This is a genomic window from Streptomyces sp. DSM 116793, from assembly GCF_057320905.1.
In genome coordinates, this window is the sequence record NZ_CM170494.1 from 2,708,057 (window position 1) to 2,730,179 (window position 22,123).

Below are 22,123 nucleotides of genomic sequence, written 5' to 3' on the forward strand. Positions count from 1 at the left end.
CCATGGTGGAAAGGAAGACACGGGACGGCCGGTCCGGCGGCCAAGGGCGCCCCGCACGGGGCGCGGGGAACCGCGCGGACGACCTCCACGAGCAGGAGGTCAGGCCCCAGCGGAAACCACCCCTTTGGGACGGAGAAGACCCTGCCCCCCAGGGGCAGTCGTCCCAAACGTCGGAGACGAGGACGGAGGCACAGATGCCCAGGGGCAGCGCCCCGGCGACGGGTGAGGGAACGGGGGGCACCGCCCCCGCCACGTTCGACACGGTCCTGGTCGCCAACCGCGGCGAAATCGCGGTGAGAATCATCCGCACCCTCCGTGCGCTCGGCATCCGCTCGGTCGCCGTCTACAGCGACGCGGACGCCGGCGCCCGGCACGTCCGGGAGGCCGACACCGCGGTGCGGATCGGACCCGCGCCCGCCGCCGAGAGCTACCTGTCGGCCGAGCGCCTGCTGGCCGCCGCCGCGCGGAGCGGCGCCCAGGCGGTCCACCCCGGCTACGGCTTCCTCGCGGAGAACGCCTCCTTCGCGCGCGCGTGCACCGACGCCGGCCTGGTCTTCATCGGCCCGCCCGCCGACGCCATCGCCCTGATGGGCGACAAGATCCGCGCCAAGGAGACGGTACGGGCCGCGGGCGTGCCGGTGGTGCCGGGCTCCTCGGGCACCTCTCTCACCGACGCCGAGCTGGCCGAGGCGGCCCGCGGGACGGGCCTGCCGGTACTGCTGAAGCCGTCCGCGGGCGGCGGCGGCAAGGGCATGCGCCTGGTGCGCGACGAGACCCTGCTGCCCGACGAGATCGCCGCGGCCCGCCGCGAGGCCCTGGCGTCCTTCGGCGACGGCACCCTCCTGGTGGAGCGCTGGATCGACCGCCCCCGGCACATCGAGATCCAGGTCCTCGCCGACGGGCACGGGCAGGTGATCCACCTGGGCGAGCGCGAGTGCTCCCTCCAGCGCCGGCACCAGAAGCTGATCGAAGAGGCACCCAGCGTGCTGCTCGACGAGGCGACCCGCGCGGCGATGGGCGAGGCCGCCGTGCAGGCGGCGCGCTCCTGCGGCTACCGCGGCGCCGGCACCGTCGAGTTCATCGTGCCCGGCGGCGACCCGTCGTCGTACTTCTTCATGGAGATGAACACCCGCCTCCAGGTGGAGCACCCCGTCACCGAGCTGGTCACCGGCCTCGACCTGGTCGAGTGGCAGCTCAGGATCGCGGCGGGCGAGCGGCTGCCGTTCGGGCAGCGGGACATCACCCTCACGGGGCATGCCGTGGAGGCCCGGATCTGCGCCGAGACGGTCTCCGTCAAGGAGGGCGCCCGCGGCTTCCTGCCGTCCGGCGGCACCGTCCTGGCCCTGCGCGAGCCGGCCGGCGAGGGGGTGCGCACGGACTCCGGCCTCAGCGAGGGCAGCGAGGTCGGCAGCCGGTACGACCCGATGCTGGCGAAGGTGATCGCGCACGGCCCCGACCGCCCGACGGCCCTGCGCCGCCTGCGTGCCGCACTGGCCGGCACGGTCACCCTGGGCGTGCCGGTCAACACCGGCTTCCTGCGCCGCCTGCTCGCCCACCCCGCGGTGGCGGCGGGCGACCTGGACACCGGCCTGGTCGAGCGGGAGCTGGACGCCCTGGTGCCGACGTCCGTGCCGGACGAGGTGTACGAGGCGGCGGCCGCGGTCCGGCTCGCGGAGCTGCGGCCGGAGCCGGACGCGAGCGGCTGGCGGGACCCGTTCGCGGTACCGAGCGGCTGGCGGCTCGGTGGCATGACGGCCCCGGTGGAGTTCTCCCTCAAGGTGCCGGGCCACGGGCCCGTCGTGCACCGTCCGGGCCCCGCGAGCGGCCACACGGTCACCCCGGAGCGGGTCTCGGTCACGGTCGCGGGCACCCTGCACACCTTCCACCGCGCGGGCGACTGGCTGGGCCGCGACGGCGACGCCTGGCTGGTCCAGGACCACGACCCGGTGGCCGCCGCGCTCGCGGGCGCCGCCCGCGCCGGCACCGACTCGCTCACGGCCCCCATGCCCGGCACGGTCACGGTCGTCAAGGCGGCCGTGGGCGACCGGGTGGCCGCGGGCCAGAGCCTGCTGGTGGTGGAGGCGATGAAGATGGAGCACGTCATCTCCGCCCCGCACGCCGGCACCGTCACCGAGCTGGACGTCACCCCGGGGAGCACGGTCGCCATGGACCAGGTGCTCGCGGTGATCCTGCCCGAGGACGGCGCATCGGCACCGGGCGCGGCCCCGGGGGAGACCGGCTCGACCGCGGTGACGGCGGTCGGGGCACCCGGCGAGGCCGGCGGCGCGGCCGGAGAGGGCCCCGGCCCCGGCGCGGCGGTCACCCCCGGCAAGGAGAGCGGATCCGGCCCGGCGGGCCCGGAGGAGGCGGTCTCATGACCGGCGACGTGACGAGGGGCACGGGAGCAGGGGCCGGGGGGACGGCCGGCGCGGGCGGGACGGCGACCGGCGCGACCGGCACCGGGACGACCGGCACCGGGACGACAGGCACCGGGACAACCTGCACCGAAGCGACAGGCTCCGGGACGACCGGCACCGGGACGACCGGTGTGCGCCGGACGCCCGGGCTGCCCATGACCGTCCCGGCGCCCGGCCTGCCCGCCCGGGTACGGATCCACGAGGTCGGCGCCCGCGACGGCCTGCAGAACGAGAGCGCCACCGTGCCCACGGAGGTGAAGGCCGAGTTCATCCGCCGCCTCGCCGCCGCGGGCCTGACCACCATCGAGGCCACCAGCTTCGTCCACCCCAAGTGGGTGCCCCAACTCGCCGACGCCGAGCAGCTCTTCCCGCTGGTCAGCGACCTCCCCGGGGTGGACCTGCCGGTGCTGGTGCCCAATCTGCGCGGTCTGGAGCGGGCCCGCGCGCTGGGCGCCCGGCGCCTCGCGGTCTTCGCCAGCGCCACCGAGTCCTTCGCCCGGGCCAACCTCAACCGCTCGGTGGACGAGTCCTTGGAGATGTTCGCCACGGTGGTCGCCGCGGCCAAACAGGGCCCCTCGAAGACGGCGGCCCCCGAGACGGGCGCAGGCCCCCGGACCGGCGCGGGCCCCCGGACCGGCGCCGGAGACACCGCCCCTCCCCCGGCCGACCGCCCCGGCCCCGTCCCCGCGACCGCCGCCACGGCCGCGGACACCACCCCTGGGGCGCCCCCCGGGGCCACCCACGTCCGCGGCTACCTCTCCATGTGCTTCGGCGACCCCTGGGAGGGCCCCGTCCCCGTCGCCCAGGTGGTCCGGGTCTGCCGGGCCCTGATGGACATGGGCTGCGACGAGCTGAGCCTGGGCGACACCATCGGCGTGGCCGCCCCGGGCCAGGTGCACGTCCTGCTCACCGCGCTGAACGAGGCGGGCATCCCCACCTCGGCTCTCGGCGTGCACTTCCACGACACCTACGGGCAGGCGCTCGCCAACACACTGGCCGCCCTCCAGCACGGCGTCACCACCGTCGACGCCTCGGCGGGCGGCCTGGGCGGCTGCCCGTACGCGAAGAGCGCCACCGGCAACCTCGCCACCGAGGACCTCGTGTGGATGCTGCACGGCCTCGGTATCGAGACCGGCGTCGACCTGGACCGGCTCACCGCCACGAGCGCATGGCTGGCCCGGCACCTGGGGCGGCCCAGCCCGTCCCGCACCGTGCGGGCCCTCACCGGGGCACCGGCTCAGAAGTCAGCGCCCGCGTCATAAGGAGTTCCCGTCATGACCATTGACCACCGGCTCTCCCCGGAACACGAAGAACTCCGCAGGACCGTCGCGGAGTTCGCCCGCGAGGCCGTCGCGCCGAAGATCGGCGACTTCTACGAGCGGCACGAGTTCCCGTACGAGATCGTCCGAGAGATGGGCCGCATGGGCCTCTTCGGGCTGCCCTTCCCCGAGGAGTACGGGGGCATGGGCGGCGACTACCTGGCGCTCGGCATCGCCCTTGAGGAGCTGGCCCGGGTGGACTCCTCGGTGGCGATCACCCTGGAGGCGGGCGTCTCCCTGGGTGCCATGCCGATCCACCTGTACGGCACCGAGGAGCAGAAGCGCACCTGGCTGCCCCGGCTCTGCTCCGGCGAGATACTGGGCGCGTTCGGCCTGACGGAGCCGGACGGCGGCACCGACGCCGGCGCCACCCGCACCACTGCCCGCCGCGACGAGGCCACCGGCGAGTGGGTGATCAACGGCACCAAGTGCTTCATCACCAACTCGGGCACCGACATCACCGGCCTGGTCACGGTCACCGCGGTCACCGGCCGCAAGGACGACGGAAGCCCGCTGATCTCGTCCTTCATCGTGCCGTCCGGCACGCCCGGCTTCACGGTCGCCGCGCCGTACTCGAAAGTCGGCTGGAACGCCTCGGACACCCGCGAGCTGTCCTTCGCGGACGTGCGCGTACCGGCCGGGAACCTGCTCGGCGAGGAGGGCCGCGGCTACGCGCAGTTCCTGCGCGTCCTGGACGAGGGCCGGATCGCCATCTCGGCACTGGCCACCGGCCTCGCCCAGGGCTGTGTCGACGAGTCGGTGAAGTACGCCCGGGAGCGGCACGCCTTCGGCCGGAACATCGGCGCGTACCAGGCCATCCAGTTCAAGATCGCCGACATGGAGATGAAGGCGCACACCGCGCGGCTCGCCTGGCGGGACGCGGCGTCCCGGCTGATCAGCGGCGAGCCGTTCAAGAAGGAGGCGGCGCTCGCCAAGCTGTACTCGTCCACCATCGCCGTGGACAACGCCCGCGACGCCACCCAGATCCACGGCGGCTACGGCTTCATGAACGAGTATCCGGTGGCCCGGATGTGGCGGGACGCCAAGATCCTGGAGATCGGCGAGGGCACGAGCGAGGTCCAGCGCATGCTGGTCGCCCGCGAACTCGGGCTCACGAGCTGAGCCCGACCCTGCGGGCCGCGCCGACCCCGGTACCCCAGGGGCGCCCTCACATGGGGGGCTGGGCCCCGGCCCACCTCAGGGGCGCGGGGAACTGCGCAACAAGCCACGACGAACCGTCACATCGCCACCATCCCCAAGAGGCAGCCAGAGCGCGCCCCGGACCACCGGCAGGTGGTGCATGGAGACACAACCCCGCACCCCTATCGGGGCGCAGCCCCGCCTTGAAGGGGCGCGGGGAACTGCGCGCCGAGCCACGACGAACCGTCACATCGCCACCGCCCCGAAGAGGCAGTCAGGTCGCGCCCGGACCACAGCAGGTGGTGTGTCGCTCGCGCAGTTCCCCGCGCCCCTGCGGGTGGGCCGGGGCGCAGCCCCACAGACCGGGCACAGCCCACAGACCGGGCACAGCCCACAGACCGGGCACAGCCCCCAGACGGGGCCGGTCAGGGCCGGGAGGGCCCGGGACCCCTGGACAATTCGTTAGGTTAGGTTAACCTAACTACGCACTGAGCCCAGTGACCCCGTACACCCCTTCACGAAAGCAGTGCTCCCATGCGTCACGCCCGCGCCCCCCACCCCTCCCGTCGCGGCGTCCTCGCCGCGGGCGGCACCGTCGGCCTCGGCGCCCTGCTCGCCGCCTGCGGTGACGGCGGATCGGCGGGCTCGTCCGGCGGCCAAGGCAGCAAAGCCGGCAAGGGATCCGGCCCCTGGACGTTCAAGGACGACCGCGGCATCCGGGTGAGCACGGACGCCACACCCGAGAACATCGTGGCGTTCACCGGCGTCGCCGCCGCGCTCCACGACTACGGCGTCGAGGTCAAGGGCGTCTTCGGCCCCACCAGGACCAAGGACGGCCGGCCCGATGTGCAGGCCGGCGACCTGGACGTGGACAAGGTGACCGTGCTCGGCAACGAGTGGGGCCAGTTCAACCTGGAGAAGTACGCGGCCCTCGCCCCCGACCTGCTCGTCTCCACGATGTTCGACGACTCGGGCACCCTCTGGTACGTCCCGGACGAGTCCAAGGACAAGATCCTGAAGCTGGCGCCCGGCGTGGGCATCAGCGTCTACGACCGCCCGATGACCGAGCCGCTGCGGCGCCTGCTCGCCCTCGCCGGGGCACTCGGCGCCGACACCGGGGATCAGAGGGTGAGGGCCGCGAAGAAGCGCTTCGAGGACGCCTCGGCCCGACTGCGCAGGGCCACGAAGGCCAAGCCCGGCATCAGGGTGCTGGTGGGCTCGGCCAGTCAGGACGTCTTCTACGTCTCGGGCTCGCGCCTCTCCGCGGACCTGGAGTACTTCAAGTCCCTCGGGGTGAACTTCGTGGAGCCCCCGGAGTCGGCCAAGAAGGCCAGCGGCGGCTGGTTCGAGAACCTGAGCTGGGAGAACGTCGACAAGTACGGCGCCGACCTCATCATGATGGACAACCGCACCTCGGCCCTCCAGCCCGCCGCGCTGGACAAGTCCAAGCCGACCTGGCGGAAGCTGCCCGCCGTCGCCGCCGGCCAGGTCATCCCCCGGGTGACCGAGCCCATCTACTCGTACGACAAATGCGCCCCGATCCTGGACGCCCTGGCGGCGGCGCTGGAGAAGGCCAAGAAGGTGCGCTGAGCAGCGGGCCGCCCGGCGGCACGCCGAGCACCGGGGCCACCCGGCACCCCCGCGAGGTCCACGCCCCCGCGCGTGGCCCCCCGCGTCCCGGACACCTTCGCACGAGCCCGCCGACCCGACGTGCCGCCCCTTCAGCCCACCCACACGAGCCACCCGCACCCCTCTGTCCGCACGCCCACACCCCCGCCCTCCCGCCGCGGCGCCGCGGGCGCGCCGTGCTGCGAGCCGAGCAACAACTCAGGTTAGGCTAACCTAAGTTTTCGACCACCCCGGAGGACTCCCCATGCGCTCGCACCTGCTCAATGACGCGACGACGGACCGGTACCGCCGATCCGTGACCGAAGGAATCGAGCGGGTGGCGGCCAGACTCGCCGCCACCGAGCGGCCGTTCACCGGCGTCACCGCCGACGACCTCACCCCCCGCTTCGCGGCGATCGACCTCGACCGTCCCCTGTACGACACCACCGCCGCGCTCGACGAACTGGAGGAGGTCTACCTCCGCGACGCGGTCTGGTTCCACCACCCCCGTTACCTCGCCCACCTCAACTGCCCGGTGGCCATCCCCGCGGTGCTCGGCGAGGCGGTGCTCTCGGCGGTGAACTCCTCGCTGGACACCTGGGACCAGTCCGCGGGCGGCACCCTGATCGAGCGCCGGCTGATCGACTGGACGGCCGGGCGGCTGGGCCTCGGACCGGCCGCGGACGGGGTCTTCACCAGCGGCGGCACCCAGTCCAACCTCCAAGCCCTGCTGCTCGCCCGTGAGGAGGCGAAGACGGGCGACCTCGTCGGAGCCCCGGCCCGGCTGCGCATCCTCACCTCCGAGGTCAGCCACTTCAGCGTCCGCAAGGCGGCGAAACTCCTCGGCCTCGGCCCGGACGCGGTGGTCTCCGTCCCCTGTGACCGCGACAAGCGGATGCGCACCCTCGCGCTCGCCCGGGAGCTGGCCCGCTGCACCCGCGAGGGCCTGGTGCCGATGGCCGTGGTCGCCACCGCGGGCACCACCGACTTCGGCTCCATCGACCCCCTGGCGGAGATCGCGGAGCTGTGCGCCCGGTACGGCACCTGGCTGCACGTGGACGCGGCCTACGGCTGCGGCCTGCTGGTCTCCCGCGGCGGCCGGCACCTGCTGGCCGGCATCGAGCGCGCCGACTCGGTCACCGTCGACTACCACAAGTCGTTCTTCCAGCCGGTCAGCTCCAGCGCCGTGCTGGTCAGGGACGCGGCCGTGCTGCGGCACGCCACCTACCACGCGGACTACCTCAACCCCCGGCACGCCGCCCGGGAACGCATCCCCAACCAGGTGGACAAGTCCCTCCAGACCACCCGCCGCTTCGACGCGCTCAAGCTCTGGCTGACGCTGCGCATCATGGGCGCGGACGCGGTGGGCGAACTCTTCGACGAGGTGTGCGCGCTGGCCGCGGAGGGCTGGCGGATGCTGGCGGCCGACCCGCGGTTCGACGTCGTGGTGCGCCCCCAGCTCTCCACCCTCGTCTTCCGCTACGTCCCCGTGGCGCCCACCGACCCGGCCGGCGTCGACCGCGCCAACCTGCACGCCCGCAAGGCGCTCTTCTCATCCGGTGACGCGGTGGTCGCGGGCACCACCGTGGACGGCCGCCACTACCTGAAGTTCACCCTGCTCAACCCCGCGACCACGACCGCCGACATCGCAACCGTCCTGGACCTGATCGCCGGCCACGCCGAGCAGTACCTGGGAGAGAACCTTGACCGCGCCTGCTGACCCCGTCATGGCCGCCGGCTCCGTCGTGGACGCCGACTTCGTCGGCATCGGCCTCGGCCCCTTCAACCTGGGCCTGGCCTGCCTGACCGAGCCGATCGAGGACCTGAACGGCGTCTTCCTGGAGGCCAAGCCGGACTTCGACTGGCACTCGGGCATGTTCCTCGACGGCGCCCACCTCCAGACGCCGTTCCTGTCGGACCTGGTGACGCTCGCGGACCCCACCTCCCCGTACTCGTTCCTGAACTACCTCAAGCAGTCGGGGCGGCTGTACGCGTTCTACATCCGCGAGAACTTCCATCCGCTGCGCACCGAGTACAACGCCTACTGCCGCTGGGCCGCCGCCCGGCTGTCCAGCGTCCGCTTCGGCACGACGGTCACGGAGGTGACGTACGAGCCGGCGGCCGGCGGCTCGGCCTCCAAGGGCGGCACCGGACGAGACGAAGGCCCCGGACGGTGCGAGGACACCGACCGGGAACACCGGGACGGCGGCACCGGCCCGGGGCACCGCGACGCCGGCCGGTACACCGTGCGCACCTCCACGGGCGTCACCTACCGCGCCCCGCACCTGGTGCTGGGCACCGGCACCCCGCCGTACCTGCCCGAGGCGTGCGAGGGCCTGGGCGGCGACGCGCTCCACAACTCCCGCTACCTGGCGATGCGGTCGCGGCTGATGCGGAAGAAGTCGATCACCCTGGTCGGCAGCGGGCAGTCCGCCGCCGAGATCTACCACGACCTGCTCGGCGGCATCGACACCCACGGCTACCGGCTCGACTGGGTCACCCGCTCCCCGCGGTTCTTCCCGCTGGAGTACACCAAGCTGACGCTGGAGATGACGTCGCCGGAGTACGCCGACTACTTCCACGCCCTGCCCGAGGACACCCGCTACCGCCTGGAGCAGCAGCAGAAGGGCCTCTTCAAGGGCATCGACTCGGCGCTGATCGACGCCGTCTTCGACCTGCTCTACCAGAAGAGCCTGGCCGGCCCGGTGCCCACCCGGCTGCTCACCAACACCGCCCTGCGCACCGCCGCGTACGACGAGGCGTCCGGCCTCTACACGCTGGGCCTGCGCCAGGAGGAGCAGGAACGTGACTTCACCCTGCACACCGAGGGTCTGATCCTCGCCACCGGCTACCGGTACCGGCCGCCGGAGTTCCTGCGGCCCGTGCACGACCGCATCCGCTGGGACGGCCACGGCCGCTTCGACGTGGCGCGCAACTACGCCATCGACACCACGGGACGGGGCATCTTCCTGCAGAACGCCGCCGTGCACACCCACAGCGTCACCAGCCCCGACCTGGGCATGGGCGCCTACCGCAACGCCTACATCATCAGGGAGCTGCTGGGCCGCGAGGTGTACCCGGTGGAGAAGTCCATCGCGTTCCAGGACTTCGCCGCCCCCGCCGACCAGCCGGAAGGACCACGGACATGACCACGCACCCGGGCCGCCCCGTGTTCACCCGCGCCGACCCCGCGCTCGGCGACTTCGCCCTGCGGGACCTCGACCCGCTGGCCGACGCGGAGCTGGTGCACCGCTGGGTGACCCATCCCAAGGCGGTGTTCTGGCTGATGGGGGACGCCCGTCTGGAGGAGGTGGAGCGCGCGTACATGGCGATCGCGGCCCACCCGCACCACGACGCCTTCCTCGGCCTGCACCGCGGGGCGCCCGCGTTCCTCGTCGAGCGGTACGACCCGGCGCGCGTCGAGCTCGACGGCCGGTACGAGGCCCGGGACGGCGACGTGGGCATGCACTTCCTGACCGCCCCGGGTGACGTGCGCATCCCGGGGTTCACCCTGGCCGTGCTCACCACCGTGATGGAGTTCCTGTTCGCCGACCCGGCGACCCGGCGCGTCGTCGTCGAACCCGATGTGCGCAACACCGCCGTGCACGCCCTCAACCACGCCGTGGGCTTCGTCCCCGACCGCGAGATCACCAAGCCGGAGAAGACCGCCCTGCTCAGCTTCTGCACCCGCGAGCAGTACGCCGCAGCCAGAGGAGCCTTCTCATGACCCTGTCCGACGCCGTCGCCCATCTGACCCCAAAGCGCTGGGAGGAGGCGAACCGCCTGCTTCTCCGCAAGGCGCTCGCCGAGTTCGCCCACGAGCGGCTGATCACGCCGGCCGCCTGCGGCGGCGGGCAGTACGAGGTGTTCGCCGACGACCGGGGCACGGCCTACCGGTTCCGTGCGCGGCTGTTCGCGCTGGACCACTGGGCCGTCGACATGGCCTCGATCGTCCGGCGGCGCACCGCGGACGGCACCGTACTGCCGCTGTCCGCGCTGGACTTCTGCACCGAGCTGCGCGGCAGCCTCGGCCTGGGCGACGAGATCCTGCCGGTCTACCTGGAGGAGATATCGTCCACGCTCGCGAGCACCTGCTACAAGCTGGCCAAGCCCGACGTACCCGCGGCGGAGCTGGCCGGCGCGGACTTCCAGGCCATCGAGGCCGGCATGACCGAGGGCCACCCCTGCTTCGTCGCCAACAACGGCAGGCTCGGCTTCGGCGTGCACGAGTACCTGTCGTACGCGCCCGAGACGGCGAGCCACGTCCGGCTGATCTGGGTCGCCGCGCACCGGGACCGTGCCGCGTTCCACGCGGGCACCGGCGTGGGCTACGAGGCGCTGCTCCGCGCGGAACTGGGCGAGGCCACCCTGATCCGCTTCCGGGCGGCACTGCGCGCCCAGGGCCTCGACCTCGACGACTACCTGCTGATACCCGTGCACCCGTGGCAGTGGTGGAACAAGCTCTCCGTGACCTTCGCCGCGGAGGTCGCCACCCGGCGTCTCGTCTGCCTCGGCGAGGGGGACGACTCCTACCTCGCCCAGCAGTCGATCCGCACCTTCTTCAACATCAGCGACCCCACGAAGCACTACGTCAAGACGGCGCTGTCGGTGCTCAACATGGGCTTCATGCGGGGCCTGTCCGCCGCGTACATGGCGGCCACCCCGGCCATCAACGACTGGCTCGCGGAGCTGGTCGGCGGTGACGAGGTGCTGCGCGCCTCCGGCCTCACCATCCTGCGCGAGCGCGCCGCCGTCGGCTACCGGCACCCGGAGTACGAGGCCGCCACCGACCGCCACTCGCCCTACCGCAAGATGCTCGCGGCGCTGTGGCGGGAGTCGCCCGTGCCGGGCCTGAAGGACGGCGAACGGCTCGCCACGATGGCCTCGCTGCTGCACACCGACCGCAGCGGCGCGTCCCTGGCCGCCGCGCTCGTCGAGCGCTCCGGCGCCCGCCCCACCGAGTGGCTGCGCGGCTACCTGCGCGCCTACCTCGTGCCGCTGCTGCACTGCTTCTACGCCCACGGCCTGGTGTTCATGCCGCACGGCGAGAACACCATCCTGGTCCTGGACGGGGCCGGCACCGTCCAGCGAGCGATCTTCAAGGACATCGCCGAGGAGATCTCCGTGCTGGACCCGGACGCGGACCTGCCGCCCGCGGTCGCGCGCATCAAGGCGGACGTCCCCGCGGACCAGCGGCTGCTGTCGCTCTTCACGGACGTCTTCGACTCCTTCTTCCGCTTCCTGTCCGCGCACCTGGCCACCGAGGGCCTCCTCGACGAGGACACCTTCTGGGCCACGGTCGCCGACTGCGTCCGCGACTACCAGCACGCCCACCCCGAACTCGCGGACCGCTTCCGGCGGTACGACGTCTTCGCCCCCGAGTTCGCCCTCTCCTGCCTGAACCGCCTCCAGCTCCGCGACAACCGCCAGATGGTGGACCTGGCGGACCCTTCGGGGGCGTTGCAGCTCGTGGGCACGCTGAAGAACCCCATCGCCTGAGCGGCCGGTGCCCGCTCCGGCCCCGCCCCGCCCGATCCCGGGTAGCCTGATCCGCCGCGCTCCGGAGCGAGGGAGGTGCCGTCATCGACGTCGACCAGTTGCTGTCCGCGCTCGGCGCGTGGGGCAGGCCCGTGCGGTCGGCCGAGCGGCTCACCGGCGGGTGGAACTCGACCACATGGCTCGTCAGGACGTCGTCCGAGGACGGATCGGGGCGGTATGTGGCCAAGGTCGCCGACGCCCACGACAGCGACGCCTTCCACAGCGGCCTGCGGGTGGCCGGCTTCGCGGCGTCCCGCGGCTTCCCCAGCGGCGCACCCGTGGCCCTGCCGGACGGCCGGCTGACCGTGGACGTACCGGGCGGCGTACTCGCCCTGCTCCGGTTCGTCCCCGGCCGGCCCGCCTCCGTCTCCTCCGCGGCCGACGTGCGCCGCGCGGGGGCGACGCTCGCCAGGGCCCATCTGTCCGTCCGGGACGGCACCCGGGTGAGCGAGCAGCACGCCTGGCCGTGGGCCTGGGCCGACGAGTGCCTGCGGACGCTGCCCATGGCGCCCGAGGTCCGTAAGGCCGCGGCACGTGCGCTCCAGGAGGCCCGCGACGTCACGGCACGCTGCGCACTGCCCCTCGGCGTCGTGCACGGAGACCCGGGCCCGGACGCGTTCCGCCTGCGCGACGAGGCACCCGGACACGACGGCCTCATCGACTGGGCGGCCGCCATGCAGGCCCCGCCGCTCTACGATCTCGCCGCCTTCGCCGTGATGACCCGCAGCGCCCCCGGAGCGCTGTCCCCGCTCCTGGCCGGCTACCAGCACCTCGTCCCGGCGGTCCGCGGCCAACTGCGCCATCTCGACGTCTTCGTCAGGCTCCGGTGGATGTGCGAGGCTGTCTACTTCACCGCCCGCCTGGCCCGGGGCATCACCCGGGGCGCCGGGTCCGGGGCGGAGAACCGGGAGCGCCTCGCGGAGGCGTACGCGGGGCTGACGGGAGGGGGAGCCGTATGAGTGCCATGACCGGTTATCCGGCCGCCGCGGAGGCGGCCGTGGGGCTGCTCGGGAGGCCCGAGGTCGCCGACGCATGGCGGACGCCGAGCGCGCTGGCCGGGATGAGCGTCGGCGGGCTCGCCGGGCACCTCGCGTACCAGGTCCTCAGCGTCACCGAGGCCCTTGATGCGCCGCCCTCCGGTGAGCCGCCCATCACCCTGCTCGACGACTACGCGCGGGCCGAGTGGCTCGGTGCGCCGGTGGACGGCGCGGTCAACACCGGTATCCGCGCCAAGGGCGAGACCATCGCGGCCGAGGGCCCGGGGGCTCTGCACCGGCGCACCCGGGCCGCGCTCGACGAGCAGCGCGACCGGCTCGCGGACCGCTCGGGCGACGAGGCGTTCCTGATGCCGCGGGCGGGCTGGGCACTGACCCTGGCGGACTTCCTCACCACCCGGCTGCTGGAGCTCGCGGTGCACCTGGACGACCTCGCCGTCAGCGTCCACCTGCCCACGCCCGAACTGCCCGCCGAGGCCTTCGACCCGGTCCTCGCCCTGCTGGCGAGACTCGCCGCGCGACGACACGGCCAGCCGGCCCTGGTGAGGGCCCTGGCCCGCGCGGAACGGGCGCCCGGGACGGTCAACGCGCTCTGAGCCGGGCGCGGCCGCGACCCGGCAGGGGCGCGGGACTGTTTCCTCGTGCGGCGCCGCCGCGAGGGCGCGCCAAGCCCGTTGGCGAGGCCCGCAGATCCCACCGCCCCCAGGGGGGCGCCGCCGCCGGGGCGGGCACTGCCCGCCCCGGCCCCCAGGTCCCACCGCCCCCAGGGGGGCGCCCCTACCGTGTCGGTCGGCGCCGGCTACGCCGGCCAGTCCACCTCCGGCGACCGGTAGAAGTCGATCCCCAGCGCCGTCATCCGCGGCCCCTGGGCCGCGAGGCGCACCCGGTAGTCGTCCCAGTCGTGGGTGGACGCGGGCGACCAGCCCAGCTCGGCGATGCCGGGCAGGCGCGGGAAGGCCATGTAGTCGATGTCGGCCGAGCTGGTGATCGTCTCCGTCCACAGCGGGGCCTCCACGCCCAGGACCGCGTCCTCGGGCAGTCCCTCCAGGTAGCTGCCCGGGTCCCAGTCGTAGGAGCGCCGCACCTCGACCAGGCCCGCCCAGTCCTGCCCGAGCGGGGTGTCCTCGGTGTACTTCATGTCCAGGTAGGCGCGGTCCGCGGGGGACAGCACGACCTTGGCGCCGTCGCGGGCCGCGTCGACGACCTGCTCGCGCTCGTCGGCCCCGGTGGCGTCGTAGCCCCAGTACTGCACCGCCGCGCCCGGCACCGGGTGCGCCCCGGCGAGCTGGTGCCACGCCATGACCTGCTTGCCGTGCCCGGTGACCAGCGGCTGCGCCTTGTCCATCAGGGTGACGTAGTCGTCGTGGCTGGTCGAGTGCGCCTCGTCGCCGCCGATGTGCAGGTAGCGGCCCGGGGTCAGGGCGGCCAGCTCGGAGAGGACGTCGGTCAGGAAGTCGTACGTCACCGGCTTGGCCGCGCACAGCGAGCTGAACCCGACGTCCGTGCCGGTGTAGAGCGGGGGCGCGACGCCGTCGCAGTTCAGCTCGGCGTAGGAGGCGAGGGCGGCGTTGGTGTGGCCCGGCATGTCTATCTCCGGGACCACCTCCACGTACCGGGACGCGGCGTACTGCACGAGGTCCGTGTACTCGGCCTTGGTGTAGTAGCCGCCCTTGCCGCCGCCGACCTCGGTGGAGCCGCCGTAGGTGGCGAGCCTCGGCCAGGAGTCGACGGCGATGCGCCAGCCCTGGTCGTCGGAGAGGTGCAGGTGCAACTCGTTGATCTTGTACAGGGCCAGTTCGTCGATGAACCGCTTGACCTGGTCGACGGTGAAGAAGTGCCGCGAGACGTCGAGCATGGCGCCCCGGTAGGCGAACCGCGGGGTGTCCTCGATGGTGCCGCCCGCGATCCGCCAGGGCCCGGGCTGCGGGGTGCGCTCCTCCACCGCCGCGGGCAGCAGCTGGCGCAGCGTCTGCACCCCGTGGAAGAGCCCGCCGGGCGCCGCCGCGGTGATGGTGACCGACCGCGCGTCGCTGGCGAGCCGGTAGCCCTCGGTGCCGAGGGAGGTCTGGTCGGGGGCCAGCTCCAGGCGGATGCCGTCGGTGTCGCCCGCGCCGTCCTCGACGGGCAGCGGGAAGCCGGTGGAGGGGCGCAGCACGCCGGCGAGGTAGTCGCCGATCTGCCGAGCCTGGCGCAGGTCGGCGCCGTCCGGGCGGCCGTGACCGTGGCTTCGGCCGGGTCCCCGGCCCTGGCCACGACCGTCGTCCCCGTGGTGCGCGCCCGGCCCGCCCACGGCCGCGGTGTCCACCCGAATGCCGGTGGCCCTGGTGATCTCGTACCCGGTGCCACCGGGCGTGACGGAGGCGGGGGCGGGCACGATCGCGTCGAGCGGGGTGGCGGCACGCGGGCCCGGGGCCGGCTCGGCCGCCGCCGGGAGCGAGGCGAAGGTGCAGAGCCCTGCCGCGGTCAGCAGGACCAGCGAGCCGAGGAGCCGGGACGTTCCGAGGCGGTGTCTTGCGCGCGCTGTGACCTTCTGGCTCACGGACGGTTCCCTTCGGCTCGGCGGGTGCCCGGGCGGCATCCTGCGGGGTGCGTCGGACCGTCGCCATGCGTACCGCGCGCACCACGATCGGTCAAGGTGCAGACCAATAGGTCGCGGAAACCGGGATCCGGACGGGGCCTCCCACCGCCCATTCCACCGGGTGCCTGCCCGGAATCGGGCAGAATTGTTGCGAAAGCCGGGACCGTACTCCACGATCAACGGGTGCACGACGACCTCGTTGACCACCTGACGCGCAGCACGCCGCTCAGCCGCGGCGAGGCCCTGCGGGTGGTCCAGGACGTGCTCGCCTACTTCGACGAGACGACCGAGGCCTTCGTGCGCCGCCGGCACCGCGAACTCCAGGGGCAGGGCCTGGTGAACGCGGAGATCTTCGAGCGGGTCGCGGCGGAACTGCGCTACCGCGCGGTCGCGCCGCCCGAGCTGTCACTGAGACAGCTCCGCCGCATCGTCTACGGCTGAGCACGCCGCGCCGCCCCGGGCGGCCGGAACCACCTCACCCCGAAATCGCCCCACCCAGGAAGCCAGCACACCCAAGGGGAGAACCATATGTGCGGAATCGTCGGATACATCGGCAGGCGCGACGTGGCGCCGCTGCTGCTGGAGGGGCTGCAGCGGCTGGAGTACCGCGGCTACGACTCCGCGGGCATCGTCGTCACCGCCCCGAAGGCGGCCGGCCTGAAGATGATCAAGGCGAAGGGCCGGGTACGGGACCTGGAGGCGCGGATCCCCAAGCGGTTCGCGGGCACCACCGGCATCGCGCACACCCGCTGGGCCACCCACGGCGCCCCGTCCGACGCGAACGCCCACCCGCACCTGGACTCCGGCGACCGGGTCGCCGTCGTACACAACGGCATCATCGACAACGCCGCGGAGCTGCGCGCCAAACTGGAGGCCGACGGAGTGGTGTTCCGCTCCGAGACGGACACCGAGGTCGTCACCCACCTGATCGCCCGCAGCGAGGCCGAGACCCTGGAGCAGCGGGTGCAGGGCGCCCTCCGGATCATCGAGGGCACCTACGGGATCGCGGTGCTGCACGCCGACTTCCCCGACCGCATCGTGGCGGCCCGCAACGGCTCCCCGGTGGTGCTGGGCATCGGCGAGAAGGAGATGTTCGTCGCGTCGGACGTCGCCGCGCTGGTCGCGCACACCCGGCAGATCGTCACGCTGGACGACGGCGAGATGGCCACGCTCAAGTCCGACGACTTCCGCACGTACACCATCGAGGGCACCCGCACCACCGCCTCGCCCACCACGGTGGAGTGGGAGGCCGAGTCGTACGACATGGGTGGCCATGACACCTATATGCACAAGGAGATCTGCGAGCAGCCGGACGCCGTGGACCGGGTGCTGCGCGGCCGGATCGACGAGCGGTTCGCCACCGTGCGCCTCGGCGGGCTCAACCTGGACGCGCGCGAGGCACGGGCGGTGCGGCGGGTGAAGATCCTCGGCTGCGGCACCTCGTACCACGCGGGTCTGATCGGGGCGCAGATGATCGAGGAGCTGGCCCGGATCCCCGCGGACGCCGAGCCCGCCTCCGAGTTCCGCTACCGCAACCCGGTGGTGGACCCGGACACGCTCTACGTCGCCGTCTCGCAGTCCGGTGAGACCTATGACGTGCTGGCGGCCGTACAGGAGCTGAAGCGCAAGGGCGCACGGGTGCTCGGCGTCGTGAACGTGGTGGGCTCGGCGATCGCCCGCGAGGCGGACGGCGGTGTGTACGTGCACGCGGGGCCCGAGGTGTGTGTGGTCTCCACCAAGTGCTTCACCAACACCACGGTCGCGTTCGCGCTGCTCGCGCTGCACCTGGGCCGCACCCGCGACCTGTCGGTGTCGGACGGCCGGCGGATCATCGAGGGACTGCGCAGGCTGCCGGCGCAGATCTCCGAGATCCTGGCCCAGGAGGACCGGATCAGGGCGCTGGCCCAGGAGTACGCCGAGGCCAGGTCGATGATGTTCATCGGGCGGGTGCGCGGCTACCCGGTGGCGCGCGAGGCCTCGCTCAAGCTGAAGGAGGTCTCCTACGTGCACGCCGAGGCGTACCCGGCCTCGGAGCTGAAGCACGGCCCGCTGGCGCTGATCGAGCCGGCCCTGCCGACGGTGGCCATCGTCCCGGACGACGACCTGCTGGAGAAGAACCGGGCGGCGCTGGAGGAGATCAAGGCCCGCGACGGGCGCATCCTCGCGGTGGCCCACCAGGAACAGCCGAAGGCCGACCGCACCATCGTCGTGCCGAAGAACGAGGACGAGCTGGACCCGATCCTCATGGGCATCCCGCTGCAACTCCTCGCGTACCACACGGCGCTGGCGCTGGGGCGCGACATCGACAAGCCGCGGAACCTGGCGAAGTCCGTGACGGTGGAGTGAGCCGACAGGGTGGTGGCCCTCACCGGGAGGTGGCCCCCACCGGAGGTGGCGCCCACCGGGAGGCGGTCCCATTCAGGGCACCGGGGCTCAGGGCGACAAACGTCAGGGAGCCCGTCCGGGCTCAGGGGATGACGATGACCGGGCGGTGGGCGCGGCGGGCCAGGCGGCCTGCCACGGAGCCGAAGATGCGGCCGACGATGCCGTGTGTGGAGCCGACGACGATGGCGTCCGCCTCGTACTCCTTGCCGACCTCTTCGAGTTCGTGACAGATGTCGCCGCCGCGCTCCACCAGGATCCAGGGCACCTCGGACAGGTAGTCCGCGCAGGCCAGTTCGAGGCCGAGGACCTCGGTGCGGTGGTCGGGCACGTCCACGAAGACCGGGGGCTCGCAGCCCGCCCACACCGTGGTGGGCAGCCGGTTGGCAACATGAACGATGATCAGACCGGAGCGTGATCGGTGCGCCATTCCGATGGCGTAGGCGAGCGCTCGCTCGCTGGACGTGGAGCCGTCGAAGCCGACGACGACGCCGTGCTTGAAGGCTGGATCGCAGGAATGGCGTGCGTCTTCCGCCGCCAGGGGGTCGGCCGTGGGATCGGCTACCTGCCGCTTGCGGTCCGCTGGTTCAAAGTATTCGTGACCGGCCATCGGTGTCTCGGCGAAGGGAGTCCTCTTGAGGAGGGGGCGGCTGACGGGATGCGGCTGTCAAGGTGTCGGACGGGGTACTCGCGTGAGTCGGCGGCAGTTTGGACTGCTGGGGTACCGGACTCGTGTCCGGGAATCATCTTCCCAACCCCTTACCCGCAAGGGTACGGCTGCACTCCTTTCGTTCCGAGGTCCTTCCATGCCCCGCCCAGGGCACTTGAGGGTGCTGTGCAGCGGCGCGATGCGGTGTTCACCGGAGCATGCATGAGCGAGCGCCCCTATGGCAATGGTTGCTGCCCAGTACAGCCGGTTCACGATCCGCCACAGTGCGTGTCCGCTTCCCGGAACTGCCTCGCTGACCTGCCGATACGTCATGTACGGGGCACATTACGAGGGCATACGCGCGGCTTGCCCGGACTGTGACTCACCCTTGGAGCGGGCGCCGGAGGGCGGGCGGCCCGCTCCGGGGCACCGACGGGAGCACCGCACCGCGCCCATGCGCCTCGTGCGACCCTTACCGCCCATCGCGGCACTCCCACACAAGCGCGGGCGCACACCATGTACGACAGGCGCGCCAGGGCGCACGATGGGAGCGCACCCAAGGGTCCGCAATGCGCGCTCCGAGCCGTCCGGGACGCCCGCGGGGCGCGTGCCGTCCCAGCCATCCGAGCACTCGAACCTATGAACAGGTCCTGCGAAAGCGGGCAGAGCCGTGCGGCAGAGCACAGGCACCACGGGGCCTGTGAGGGGGTGTCAGTCGGAAGACCGTCCGGTTTGTTGGCCGAGCACCGATGCTTTTCAGCCAACTTCTCAGGGGTGTATTTTTCTTGGCCAGAACCCCCTCAACCCCCGTGGCCACCAGTACGGAACGGGACTCGGGGCGGACGCGCGCCCTATAGGGACCGGCCACGAGCCGGAGGCCCACTTCCCAGTCGGGGTCTCGGAGTGCCACGCTTCGTGATCGAATGCTTTACGCCAAGTTGCCATGTCGACATAGTGGCGGGTGCTGAACCGGCCACTTCGGCACCAACGGACACAGTAAGTTCGATCATGCTTGTCACACGGCGGGGGACTCGTGCAGGACCGAGGGGAAACGTGCAGGAGCGACAGACCCACCAGGTAAGGGGCGCCGCGACAACCGAGGGGGGCTTAGGGACATGAGCCACGATTCCACTGCCGCACCCGAAGCCGCAGCCCGGAAGCTGTCGGGGCGACGCCGCAGGGAAATCGTCGCCGTGGTGCTGTTCAGCGGCGGGCCCATCTTCGAGAGTTCCATACCGCTGTCCGTGTTCGGCATCGACCGCCAGGACGCCGGCGTGCCGCGCTACCGGCTGCTGGTGTGCTCCGGCGAGGACGGTCCGCTGCGCACCACGGGCGGCCTGGAACTCACGGCGCCCCACAATCTCGACGCGATCTCGCGGGCGGGCACCGTGGTGGTGCCGGCCTGGCGGTCGATCACCGCCCCGCCCCCCGAGGAGGCGCTCGACGCACTCCGCAGGGCGCACGAGGAGGGCGCGAGGATCGTCGGGCTGTGCACCGGTGCCTTCGTGCTGGCCGCGGCGGGCCTGCTGGACGGCCGCCCGGCCACCACACACTGGATGTACGCGCCGACGCTGGCCAAGCGGTACCCGTCCGTCCACGTCGATCCGCGTGAGCTGTTCGTGGACGACGGCGACGTGCTCACCTCCGCGGGCACGGCGGCGGGCATCGACCTGTGCCTGCACATCGTGCGCACCGACCACGGCAACGAGGCCGCCGGGGCGCTGGCCCGCCGGCTCGTCGTGCCGCCCCGCAGAAGTGGAGGCCAGGAGCGCTACCTGGACAGGTCTTTACCAGAGGAGATCGGCGCCGACCCGCTCGCCGAGGTCGTCGCCTGGGCGCTGGAGCACCTTCACGAGCAGTTCGACGTGGAGACGCTGGCCGCGCGGGCGTACATGAGCCGCCGCACCTTCGACCGGCGGTTCAGGTCGCTGACCGGGAGTGCTCCGCTGCAGTGGCTGATCACCCAGCGGGTGCTGCAGGCGCAGCGGCTCCTGGAGACCTCGGACTACTCGGTCGACGAGGTCGCGGGCCGCTGCGGGTTCCGCTCGCCGGTGGCCCTGCGCGGGCACTTCCGGCGCCAGCTCGGCTCGTCGCCCGCCGCGTACCGGGCCGCGTACCGGGCCCGCAGGCCCGGCGGCGACAAGCCCGCGGAGTCCGGCGCCCACCCGGAGGGCCTGCCCTCGGGGACCCGCCGCGGCACCGGTCCCCTGCCCGCGCCGCTCACCGCGGAGAACGGCCGGGGGCAGGAGCCGTACGGGGTGGCCCGGCCGAACGTGCCGGGCCAGCGGACCGATGCGGAGCGGTCGGCTTCGGGCCGCGTCTGAGCCCCGGCCCACCCGGGCCCCGGCCGCGGGGTCGCGTGTCGGTCGCCCCCTCACCGGGGCGGCCCCACCCCGGCCCCCGGCTGTGCCCGGCTCCCCGCGGCATGGGGCGCCCCCGCCCGGGGCGGTGGGTCCCGGGTGCCTCCGCCCCCCCGGCCCGGCGGCCGCTTCCCCGCGCCCCCATCGGGGCGCCCCGACTCCAACGGCACCCCGGAAGGGGGCGCGGGGAACTGCGCGACCAGCCCCCACCGGCCGCCGACCGAAGAAGAAACCGCAAGAGGCAGGACCCGGAAGGGGCGCGGGGAACTGCGCCACAAGCCCCCCACCGGCCGCCGGCCGAAAGCGAGACCGCAAGAGGCAGGCCCCCGAGGGGCGCGGGGAACTGCGCCACAAGCCCCCACTGGCCACCGGCCGAAAGCGAGACCGCAAGAGGCACAACCCGGCGGCCCGCCGCAGGCGCACGGCCGGAAGGCCGGCCGCCCGGGACCACCCACCGGTGGGGGCTGAGCAAGCGGCTCCCCGCGCCCCGACAGGGGCGCTCCGCGCCGTAGGGTGGCCACATGAACGATCGCATGGTGTGGATCGACTGCGAGATGACCGGGCTCTCGCTGACGAACGACGCGCTCATCGAGGTGGCCGCCCTGGTCACCGACTCGGAGCTGAACGTGCTCGGCGACGGCGTGGACATCGTGATCCGCCCACCGGAGTCGGCACTGGAGACCATGCCCGACGTGGTGCGGCAGATGCACACCGCCTCGGGCCTCCTGGAGGAGCTCCCCCACGGCACCACGCTCGCCGACGCCCAGGACCGGGTCCTCACATACGTCCGCGAGCACGTCAAGGAACCCGGCAAGGCACCGCTGTGCGGCAACTCCGTCGGCACCGACCGCGGCTTCCTGGCCCGCGACATGCCCGACCTGGAGCAGTACCTGCACTACCGGATCGTGGACGTCTCCTCCATCAAGGAACTGGCCCGCCGCTGGTACCCGAGGGCGTACTTCAACAGCCCCGAGAAGAACGGCAACCACCGCGCCCTCGCCGACATCCGCGAGTCCATCGTCGAGCTGCGCTACTACCGCGAGGCGGTCTTCGTACCGCAGCCCGGCCCCGACTCGGAGGCCGCGAAGGCGATCGCCACACGGCACGTGCTGCCTCCGGAGTGACCCGCCGGGTCCG

16 protein-coding genes are annotated in these 22,123 nt (G+C 72.8%); 14 read left to right on the forward strand and 2 right to left on the reverse strand.

Going from position 1 to position 22,123, the window contains the following annotated elements; all coding sequences use genetic code 11:
- Positions 1–194: 194 nt before the first annotated feature.
- From ACSMXW_RS10765 to ACSMXW_RS10810, 10 genes are all read left to right on the forward strand, one after another.
- Complete coding sequence (locus tag ACSMXW_RS10765; RefSeq protein WP_485805595.1) at positions 195–2,378, forward strand: acetyl/propionyl/methylcrotonyl-CoA carboxylase subunit alpha; 2,184 nt, start codon at positions 195–197, stop codon at positions 2,376–2,378.
- Between the two features lie 194 nt (positions 2,379–2,572).
- Complete coding sequence (locus ACSMXW_RS10770; RefSeq protein WP_485807950.1) at positions 2,573–3,679, forward strand: hydroxymethylglutaryl-CoA lyase; 1,107 nt, start codon at positions 2,573–2,575, stop codon at positions 3,677–3,679.
- A gap of 18 nt (positions 3,680–3,697) precedes the next feature.
- On the forward strand, positions 3,698–4,858 hold the full coding sequence (locus tag ACSMXW_RS10775) for an acyl-CoA dehydrogenase family protein (RefSeq protein ID WP_485807951.1): 1,161 nt from the start codon (positions 3,698–3,700) through the stop codon (positions 4,856–4,858).
- Between the two features lie 552 nt (positions 4,859–5,410).
- Positions 5,411–6,466 (forward strand): ABC transporter substrate-binding protein, encoded by a 1,056-nt coding sequence (locus tag ACSMXW_RS10780; protein WP_485805597.1) that lies wholly within the window; start codon positions 5,411–5,413, stop codon positions 6,464–6,466.
- Positions 6,467–6,749: 283 nt separating this feature from the next.
- Entirely contained in the window at positions 6,750–8,204 is a 1,455-nt protein-coding gene (locus ACSMXW_RS10785) for a pyridoxal phosphate-dependent decarboxylase family protein (protein ID WP_485805599.1), read from the forward strand.
- Complete coding sequence (locus tag ACSMXW_RS10790; protein ID WP_485805601.1) at positions 8,188–9,633, forward strand: lysine N(6)-hydroxylase/L-ornithine N(5)-oxygenase family protein; 1,446 nt, start codon at positions 8,188–8,190, stop codon at positions 9,631–9,633. The genes ACSMXW_RS10785 and ACSMXW_RS10790 overlap by 17 nt, the downstream gene beginning before the upstream one ends.
- Positions 9,630–10,211 (forward strand): GNAT family N-acetyltransferase, encoded by a 582-nt coding sequence (locus ACSMXW_RS10795; RefSeq protein ID WP_485805603.1) that lies wholly within the window; start codon positions 9,630–9,632, stop codon positions 10,209–10,211. Before ACSMXW_RS10790 ends, ACSMXW_RS10795 begins: the two co-directional genes overlap by 4 nt.
- Positions 10,208–11,983 (forward strand): IucA/IucC family protein, encoded by a 1,776-nt coding sequence (locus ACSMXW_RS10800; RefSeq protein WP_485805605.1) that lies wholly within the window; start codon positions 10,208–10,210, stop codon positions 11,981–11,983. Before ACSMXW_RS10795 ends, ACSMXW_RS10800 begins: the two co-directional genes overlap by 4 nt.
- A gap of 131 nt (positions 11,984–12,114) precedes the next feature.
- Positions 12,115–12,981, forward strand: coding sequence for a phosphotransferase enzyme family protein (locus ACSMXW_RS10805; RefSeq protein WP_485805607.1), 867 nt, complete (start codon positions 12,115–12,117; stop codon positions 12,979–12,981).
- The gene (locus ACSMXW_RS10810) at positions 12,978–13,613 is read left to right on the forward strand and encodes a maleylpyruvate isomerase N-terminal domain-containing protein (RefSeq protein WP_485805609.1); all 636 of its coding nucleotides are present in this window, start codon (positions 12,978–12,980) and stop codon (positions 13,611–13,613) included. Before ACSMXW_RS10805 ends, ACSMXW_RS10810 begins: the two co-directional genes overlap by 4 nt.
- Positions 13,614–13,816: 203 nt before the next feature.
- Here ACSMXW_RS10810 and ACSMXW_RS10815 read toward each other — a convergent pair whose 3' ends face one another.
- A complete protein-coding gene (locus ACSMXW_RS10815) occupies positions 13,817–15,556 on the reverse strand; it encodes a beta-N-acetylhexosaminidase (RefSeq protein ID WP_485805611.1) in 1,740 nt (579 codons plus the stop codon).
- 222 nt (positions 15,557–15,778) lie between these two features.
- On the opposite strand from ACSMXW_RS10815, the gene ACSMXW_RS10820 reads away from it, so the two are divergent.
- Both ACSMXW_RS10820 and glmS read left to right on the forward strand, forming a co-directional pair.
- A complete protein-coding gene (locus ACSMXW_RS10820; protein ID WP_485805613.1) occupies positions 15,779–16,036 on the forward strand; it encodes a hypothetical protein in 258 nt (85 codons plus the stop codon).
- Positions 16,037–16,123: 87 nt separating this feature from the next.
- Positions 16,124–17,941, forward strand: a complete 1,818-nt coding sequence (glmS, locus tag ACSMXW_RS10825) for a glutamine--fructose-6-phosphate transaminase (isomerizing) (RefSeq protein WP_485805615.1) — start codon at positions 16,124–16,126, stop codon at positions 17,939–17,941.
- A gap of 121 nt (positions 17,942–18,062) precedes the next feature.
- On the opposite strand, the gene ACSMXW_RS10830 is transcribed toward glmS, so the two are convergent.
- Positions 18,063–18,587, reverse strand: a complete 525-nt coding sequence (locus ACSMXW_RS10830; protein ID WP_485805617.1) for a universal stress protein — start codon at positions 18,585–18,587, stop codon at positions 18,063–18,065.
- 1,154 nt (positions 18,588–19,741) lie between these two features.
- Between ACSMXW_RS10830 and ACSMXW_RS10835 the strand changes: the two genes are divergently transcribed.
- The gene (locus ACSMXW_RS10835; RefSeq protein WP_485805618.1) at positions 19,742–20,950 is read left to right on the forward strand and encodes a GlxA family transcriptional regulator; all 1,209 of its coding nucleotides are present in this window, start codon (positions 19,742–19,744) and stop codon (positions 20,948–20,950) included.
- A 557-nt stretch (positions 20,951–21,507) separates the two neighbouring features.
- Positions 21,508–22,110 carry an oligoribonuclease gene (gene orn, locus ACSMXW_RS10840; protein ID WP_485805620.1) on the forward strand — a complete coding sequence of 201 codons (603 nt, stop codon included), beginning with the start codon at positions 21,508–21,510 and terminating at the stop codon, positions 22,108–22,110.
- The last annotated feature ends 13 nt before the right edge of the window (positions 22,111–22,123 follow it).

What these genes read in the sequence shown, in the direction of transcription:
- ACSMXW_RS10765 (WP_485805595.1), top strand. Translation starts at nt 195, where the DNA reads ATGCCCAGGGGCAGCGCCCCGGCGACGGGTGAGGGAACGGGGGGCACC.
- ACSMXW_RS10770 (WP_485807950.1), top strand. Translation starts at nt 2,573, where the DNA reads ATGACCGTCCCGGCGCCCGGCCTGCCCGCCCGGGTACGGATCCACGAG.
- ACSMXW_RS10780 (WP_485805597.1), top strand. Translation starts at nt 5,411, where the DNA reads ATGCGTCACGCCCGCGCCCCCCACCCCTCCCGTCGCGGCGTCCTCGCC.
- ACSMXW_RS10785 (WP_485805599.1), top strand. Translation starts at nt 6,750, where the DNA reads ATGCGCTCGCACCTGCTCAATGACGCGACGACGGACCGGTACCGCCGA.
- ACSMXW_RS10795 (WP_485805603.1), top strand. Translation starts at nt 9,630, where the DNA reads ATGACCACGCACCCGGGCCGCCCCGTGTTCACCCGCGCCGACCCCGCG.
- ACSMXW_RS10800 (WP_485805605.1), top strand. Translation starts at nt 10,208, where the DNA reads ATGACCCTGTCCGACGCCGTCGCCCATCTGACCCCAAAGCGCTGGGAG.
- ACSMXW_RS10810 (WP_485805609.1), top strand. Translation starts at nt 12,978, where the DNA reads ATGAGTGCCATGACCGGTTATCCGGCCGCCGCGGAGGCGGCCGTGGGG.
- glmS (WP_485805615.1), top strand. Translation starts at nt 16,124, where the DNA reads ATGTGCGGAATCGTCGGATACATCGGCAGGCGCGACGTGGCGCCGCTG.
- ACSMXW_RS10830 (WP_485805617.1), bottom strand. Translation starts at nt 18,587, where the DNA reads ATGGCCGGTCACGAATACTTTGAACCAGCGGACCGCAAGCGGCAGGTA.
- ACSMXW_RS10835 (WP_485805618.1), top strand. Translation starts at nt 19,742, where the DNA reads ATGAGCCACGATTCCACTGCCGCACCCGAAGCCGCAGCCCGGAAGCTG.
- orn (WP_485805620.1), top strand. Translation starts at nt 21,508, where the DNA reads ATGAACGATCGCATGGTGTGGATCGACTGCGAGATGACCGGGCTCTCG.